Here is a 7,404-nt window from a genome sequence, read left to right on the forward strand (position 1 = left end):
CTATTTTACAACTTCAATCCATTGTCCTTTTGTTCGTGTAAAATACTCATTGTCATACATGGCTTCTGCTTGAATACCATATAAATAATAACTCCCTAAATACGATGTATTTAACAACACTTTAAATGTTTTAGTTTCATTTTTATTTAAATTGAAGTAAAAATTAACGCGATCATCTCTAATATCCGTAAAATTAGCACTTCCTGAAGTTGTAGTTCCAAAATCTGTAAAACGTGTATTTACAATTTCCCAACCCGAAGGGAAAATTTCAGTTAAAGCAATATCATGAACTTCTTCTTGCTTTAAATTACTCACCATTACTTGCGCTTCAAACTCGGTTCCTTGGCTTAATTTTGAGACATCAATCGTATTTCCTTGCGTGTCTTTATAAAATACATTTACATTCAATCCTCGTTTTTCTATAATTTCTTCACCTAATGGCAAAATTCCTGAATTTAATACATTCACAAATACAATATTTGCTTCTTTATTTGTAATTGAAATTGAATTATCACCTTCAACAATAGCTAATTTTCGTTGTGCAATTGCAAATTTTGAAGCTATATTTTCAACTTTTCCATTGTTTAAAGAATATTGAAGTTTTATTGATTTTCCACCATTAATTTCAACCATTTTAGCCATTGCTAATAAACTATAAGCTGTAGTTTGTGTACTCATCCAACTTTTTGAAGACAATCGTTTTGCAATATATTTTGCTAATTCTCTAGATTCATTATTTCCGGTTAACAACATTGTTTCCATTGCCATTGCTCTATTTCTGTCAACCGAACCATACGTATAATAATCTCCTTTATCATTTTCGAAATTTATATTTGCAGTTGCTGAAACTTTATTAGCAGCTTCTTTTTGACCGGCCAACGCGTACGCAGCTGCTAGTCTCCATTTAGCATTATTAGAAATTTCTTTAAACTCACGCAATCTATTCATTGAAGATAAATCTGAATGTCCAGCCAATGCCAATGTGTACAATCTATATGCCTGCGCTAAATCTGAATTGTACTCTTTATAACTTGGTTTCCAATTACGAGCCGCTTGCTTTTGATATTTTAACCAATTATTTATAAAAGTTAAAGGTAAAACATACCCTTTTTTCTCAGCTTCAATCATAAAATGACCTGCATAACTTGTTCCCCAATCGTTTGCTGAATTTTGTCCCATCCAATAACTTAAACCTCCATTTGAAGTTTGAAAATTCCCCAATATTTCAATCCCTATTTTAATATTATTGGCCATTTTTTGTTTTTCTTGAATTGAAATATCAAAAATTTCACCTAAATACAATTGAGGAAAAACACTGGATGCTGTTTGCTCTACACAACCGTGTGGATATTGAATTAAGTATTGCAATCTACCTGTAAAATCCATTGGTGGTAAGGTTGAAAACTCTACTTCAGCAAAATTACTTCCTTTAATTCCAAAAGTTTCAAAAGAAATTGTTTGAGTTGCATTTGGTTCTAATTCAATAGCCATTCCTTTTGACGAAATAGGATTAGGATTTACCACATCAATTTCAACTTCATAAGAAGATTTTTCTCCATCTCCTGAAGCTATTACTTCAATTTTAGCAATTCCTTTTACATTAGAAACATCTAATTGAAAATAGGCCATTTTTTCATCTGGAGTAGCAAAAGAAAGTTTTTGAGAATTTGTTCCAACCACTTTAATTCCGCTACTTAAATTTAAATGAACCTCTACATTTTTTACCTTATTATCCATAGCAAAAATTGTAACTGGAAGTGTAACTTTTTCTCCAGGACTTAATTTTCGTGGCAAAGATGCTAATACCATTAATGGTTTGCGAACAGGAGTAGTTTCTTCAACTTTTCCATAAGCTCCTTTTGAATTATCAGCCGCAATTACCATTGTTCTTACTGAACCAATGTATTTTGGTAATTGAATGGTGTGTGAAGCTGTTTTTCCTTTTTCTAACGTAAAAGGTCCTAAATAACGAACTACAGTTTTAAAACGATTCGCTTTTTTGTTTTTTCCAGCCAAAGCATCTCCATCTCCTCCAATAGCAAAAACTTGTTCAATACTTCCGCCATAAGCGCCAATTACATCATCAAAAATATCCCAAGTTTTTACACCTAAAGCTTCACGGGTATAAAAAGCATCCCAAATTTCGGGTGTTTTAAATCGTGTTAAATCTAACAAACCTTCTTCAACTACAGCAATGGTATAAGACATTCGTTTTCCATTTTTCTCATTCACTTTTATTGTGAATTTTTCTTCAGGTTTTAACACTTTTGGCATTGTAATTTCAGGCTCTAATCGTGTGTTTGGATCTTCCACTAATAATGGAATGATACCATATAATCGCAGTGGTAAATCATTTGCTGTAGACGCATGTGGTTGTAATAATGATATGTTTACAAACACATTAGGTGTCATTTCCTTTGTAATAGGAATTTCAATAGTTGTTTCTCCTTTTTGAGTTTTTTGCCAAACAGATTGTAATACTTCCGTTCCGTTTTCAATGCTTATTAAAGCTCTGCCCTCGGTTCCTGAAGGAAATGTAATTATGGCTTTTTCACCAACATTATAGCTGTCTTTATCTGAAGAAAATACCAACATTTTTGAAGCTTCTGGGTCGTTTGATGGTCGTTTCCACCAGTTTTTATAGAAATACGTTGTTGTGCCTGTTGCATGACCACTTTCTTTATCTAACACCCGAATTAAATATCTTCCACCGTCATCATCAGGAATATTTAACGTAAAAGTTCCTTTCCCTGTAGTGTTGGTTTTTATTTTTAACGTTTTGTACGGTTTATGAAAACTACTTCCATTATAAGTGGATAAATTATCATAGGATGAACTCCACCACCAACGCCATTCCATTTTATAAACTTCTACTTCTATATTATCTTTTGCCATAGGTTTCCCTTCGGAAGAAATTGCTGCAATATCAAATGTGATATTTTCATCGGTATCATAAGAACTATACGCTTTTGTTTTTGGTGATTTTAAACCAACAAATGAAGCGTATGGTGCATAATTTTTAGAAATTACATCCATAGAAAAATCACCTCCGTTTTCATATGCTTTGGTTAAAAATGCTACTTTTAACATTCCAGGAGCGTTGTTCTCTAAACTTATTTTTTTACCAATTGTTGCATTTCCATTTTCATCTAATTTTCCATCAAAAACAGTCACTTCTTCTGAAGAAAACTCTTGTGTTGGATCATTAAAAACATAGTTTGGATATTGCTTATTAAAAGCCGTTGAATTTGAAGTGAACTTTGCATTAACTTCAACCTTAATATTTTTTGCAGGTGCACCGTGTAACCATTTTACGTCTAATTTTCCATCAATTGGTTTGTTATTAGTTAAAACCTCATCTGTAAAATCTATTTTAATTTTTAATCGGTTTGGTTTTACAGTTTCTACTTTTAATTGTTGATGAAATTTAGCACCTCCAACACTCACTATCCCATTCCAATTTCCCGTAGGGTCAGTTTCTGAAGTTGGTATGGTAAATTTGTAAAAACCATTTACATTTTCTGTCCTAATTTCTTTAAAAGCTAATTTCCCGCGAGCATCTGTAACTTCTATTTTAACGGGATGTTCTTTTGGTAACGGATTTGCATTGTCGTTTAAAACAAATGTTAAATGAATAGTATCTCCAGGTCTCCAAACACCACGTTCACCATACATAAATCCTTTTAATCCTTCCTGTAGTTTTTTCCCTGAAACATTAAATTTACTTAACGATAAAGAATGACCATCATCTAATTTTAGATACGTTTTATGTTTTCCGTTTGAAACAATGGCGAAAAATGCATTTTTATTAACATCCATTCCTGTAAAACCCTGACTGTCTGTTTCAGCTTGAGCAATTTCTTGTTGTTGATAGTTGTAGATAGTAACTTTTGCTCCTGAAACCGGATTGGTGTTTAAAATATCAGTTACTGCAAAAAAGTACGAATTGTTTTCTCCCTTTTTAGCAATTACACCTAAGTTTGAAGCTAAAATATTTGCAGAAACTACTTGGTCCTCATTATCATAATATGCTTTTTTACAAGGATCTTCTCTATCATTCCAATTGTAATAATTATTGTTATAACTGTAAATTAAATTATCCCAATATTGTTCTTCACGTTCATCTAAATCTTCTGCTTCTTCTGTTGTATATTCCTGATTGTCATAGTAATAATCTTCTTCATAATCTTCATCTTCATCATTTGAGCTTATTTGATTTCCTTCACATTTATAAAGAGAATATTCTTGTTTTATGTTAAGCTCAACTCTATAAATTGCGCCTGGATCTGCTTTTATCATTTTAGATAAATCTATCGCATACGCTTTCCATTTTCCATTATTTTCAATTTCACTATTGATTAGTGTTATGGTTTTTTTAGCAACACGCCTTCCAACTCTTCTAATGTCATAATTGTTTGAACTTCCTAAATCACTTGTTTGTAAAAATTGCAAAATATTATCTTCAAATATTTTAATAATCCGAACATCAACAGCTTTTAAATTTACTGCTTCAAAATTAAATTTTAAATCATTCGAATTGGGTAAAATTACACCACTTGAAAGTAATCTGACCGCTGGTTTCAATTGTTGAAAAGCTACTTTTTGTGAAAAAGAATTCTTTAACTTATAACCATCAACACTTTTAATTCCTTGAAAAACAGCAACGTTTACATTACCCAAAACACGAATATCAGAATATACTTTTAGTAAATTACCATCAACTACATATTTTAAGTTTTTAGCATTTTGAATTTCAACCAAGCCATTAAAATTTTGTTGTTTTTGAAGAGGGTCTGAAAAATTAATGACTAAATGTTGCTCTGGTAATTGAAACACATTAACACTTAAAATTGAAAAATTATTTTTTCCTGGAATTCTTAGTACAGATTCTCCTTCATTGGCTACATTTATTTTTTTACCAGACCAAGAAAGTAACACCTCCGAATCTTCTTCAAAACGTTGAACGCTATCAATTTTAAATTGAAACTGTGTACTTACTGAATCTATACTTTCCCATTTAATAGCTAAATTTTTGCTTTTTTGAGTTGCAGAAATAAGTTTTTTAGCATTTTCTAATTCTAAAATATCGGCTGTTTTAAGAGTTCCTTCAATATATTGCCACTCTTTGCTATAAGATTGAAAACTAGTTGTAGCTACACTGAAATTTTGCTCTAATGTTTTAAATTTAAACGTATAGGTTTTAAATTCAGAAGGAATAGTAGCGTATATTTTACCTAAGTTAACCGTAACCGTGTACTCTTTATTTGGTTCTAAATTTTTTGAAGGTTGAAAAAATAAACTTCTTGAATTTAAAGCTGATAATTTCCCTTCAATTGAAGGTGAAATAGTTATTGCATTTTTAGAAACTTCTTTATTTGGAACCCATGAATCAACTTCATTAACCAAATCAATTCTGATAGGTTCAGCAATTGAAATTACATCTGAAGTTGTGTAGCTAATGTGCTTTCTAAATTTAAAAATATTATTGGTTATTTCTTGTGGGTTGTCATTTTTACATGACAAGAAAATTACACTTACTAAAAGTGTAAAAACTAAATGTTGAAGTCTCATCTTAAGCGAATTATATTGTTGGCAAATTTTTTATGAAATTACTAAAAAATAAACAGCGAAAGTTGAAAAATCAAAATTTTAAATTATTCTATTTTTTAATAGGTAAAACGTAAAAAAATATTGCTACAAAGTGTGCAAAACTACCTAATAACACAAAAATATGAAAAATAGCATGGTTATATTTTAAGTTTTTAATACTGTATAAAACAGCACCAATAGTGTAGAAAATTCCACCAGCTAATAACCACATTAAACCTTCAAAAGGTAAATTATGAACCAATGGTTTTATAGCAAAGATTACAACCCAACCCATAAGTACATAGGCAAAAGTTGATATTTTATCATATTTTCCTATAAAAAAAAGTTTTAAAATAATACCTGCAATTGCCAAACCCCAAGAAACTCCAAAAATTGTCCAGCCAACCCAACCATTTAAAACCACCAGAGTAAAAGGTGTATAAGTTCCTGCAATTAAAACATAAATAGCAGAATGATCAAAAATGTTTAAACGATGTCTTAATTTTGGATTTTGAGCGTAATGGTAAAATGTTGAAGCAGAATATAGCACAATTAAACTAGCACCATAAATAGTAAAACTTACAATGTGCCAAGCACTTCCATAAATACTAGAATATACTACCAGTAAAATTAAGGCAGCAATGCTTAAAATCAATCCAATAGCGTGTGAAATTATATTAAATTTTTCTTCTTTTGGGTCGTAATATGTGATATCTTTTTTTTCCATTTTAGTTAAACGAGAAAAGTTTTAGTTAAGTACTTATTTGTTGAAGTTTTAAATCTGAAATTAATTCATTGTAAATAACATCAAATGTTTGTTTTTTTAAAGAATCGTTGTCTTTTAAGGTAAGTCCTTCTGTTTTAATAAAATGATGAATTTTTATACGCAATTTACCAGGGCTTCCGCTAAAAAAAGTATAAGAAAATCTTTTTTTACAATCGTACATTGTAATTGGTACAATTGGGATTTGATGTTCAATTGCCAGTTTAAAAGCACCATTTTTAAATTCACTTAAAACCACACTTTCATCATCAGGAACTAATCCTTCAGGGAAAATACAAATATCAAGCCCCTCACTCATTCTTCTTCTTGCTTCATCAAAAACAGCCAATCTGCTTTTTGAATTACTTCTATCAACAATAATACAAGTTCGTTTATAAAAAAAACCAAAAATTGGTATTTTAGTCAATTCTTTTTTGCCAACAAATACAAAAGGATTTTTTGTAACGGAAAGCATTACCATCACATCAATCATTGATGTATGGTTTGGACAAAACATAAAACTTTTTTCTTTTGCTAAAACCTGGTTTTCTTCTAAAATAACTTTAAAACCCATCACAAAAATTAAGGTTTTAGCCCAAACTCTAGCTATTTTAAAAAATACAGGATATAATTTTTCTGAAGAAGTAACTACTATTAATACGGGAAAAACAGGTATCATTGTTAGTAATAACCATGCTAAAAACCAAACTCTCCAAAAAATATATAAAGGATACCTAAAAAATTTCATATGCTTCAAATGTAATTATTTTCTATCTTTTTTAAACACCTCTTGTTAATATTTTTAAAGTTATATTTATAGTATATTAACTTTAAACAAATTAATTATGGGATTTTTGTATTTTATTATTATTGGAGCTGTTGCTGGTTGGTTAGCGGGTAACTTAATGAAAGGTGGTGGATTTGGATTATTGATGAATATCATTTTAGGTATTATTGGAGGTATTGTTGGTGGTTGGCTTTTTGGTATCCTTGGATTAGAAATGGGTGGTGGAGTTATCGGATCTTTAATTACTTCAGTAGTTGGAGCAGCT

At 30.3% G+C, this 7,404-nt stretch carries 4 protein-coding genes; 1 reads left to right on the top strand and 3 read right to left on the bottom strand.

The window, feature by feature from the left end; all coding sequences use genetic code 11:
- The 3 genes from ABY863_RS06690 to ABY863_RS06700 all read right to left on the bottom strand — a co-directional run bounded on the left by ABY863_RS06690 (nt 1) and on the right by ABY863_RS06700 (nt 7,100).
- Entirely contained in the window at nt 1–5,571 is a 5,571-nt protein-coding gene (locus ABY863_RS06690) for an alpha-2-macroglobulin (RefSeq protein WP_372793487.1), read from the bottom strand.
- An 88-nt stretch (nt 5,572–5,659) separates the two neighbouring features.
- Nucleotides 5,660–6,316: a hemolysin III family protein gene (locus ABY863_RS06695; protein WP_372793488.1), complete on the bottom strand. Its 657-nt coding sequence runs from the start codon at nt 6,314–6,316 to the stop codon at nt 5,660–5,662.
- Nucleotides 6,317–6,341: 25 nt separating this feature from the next.
- A complete protein-coding gene (locus ABY863_RS06700) occupies nt 6,342–7,100 on the bottom strand; it encodes a lysophospholipid acyltransferase family protein (RefSeq protein ID WP_372793489.1) in 759 nt (252 codons plus the stop codon).
- A 97-nt stretch (nt 7,101–7,197) separates the two neighbouring features.
- Here ABY863_RS06700 and ABY863_RS06705 point away from each other — a divergent pair.
- On the top strand, nt 7,198–7,404 hold a 207-nt coding region (locus ABY863_RS06705; protein ID WP_372793490.1), incomplete at its 3' end, for a GlsB/YeaQ/YmgE family stress response membrane protein.

Origin of the sequence: Lutibacter sp. (assembly GCF_041562875.1) — a bacterium.
GTDB lineage: Bacteria > Bacteroidota > Bacteroidia > Flavobacteriales > Flavobacteriaceae > Lutibacter.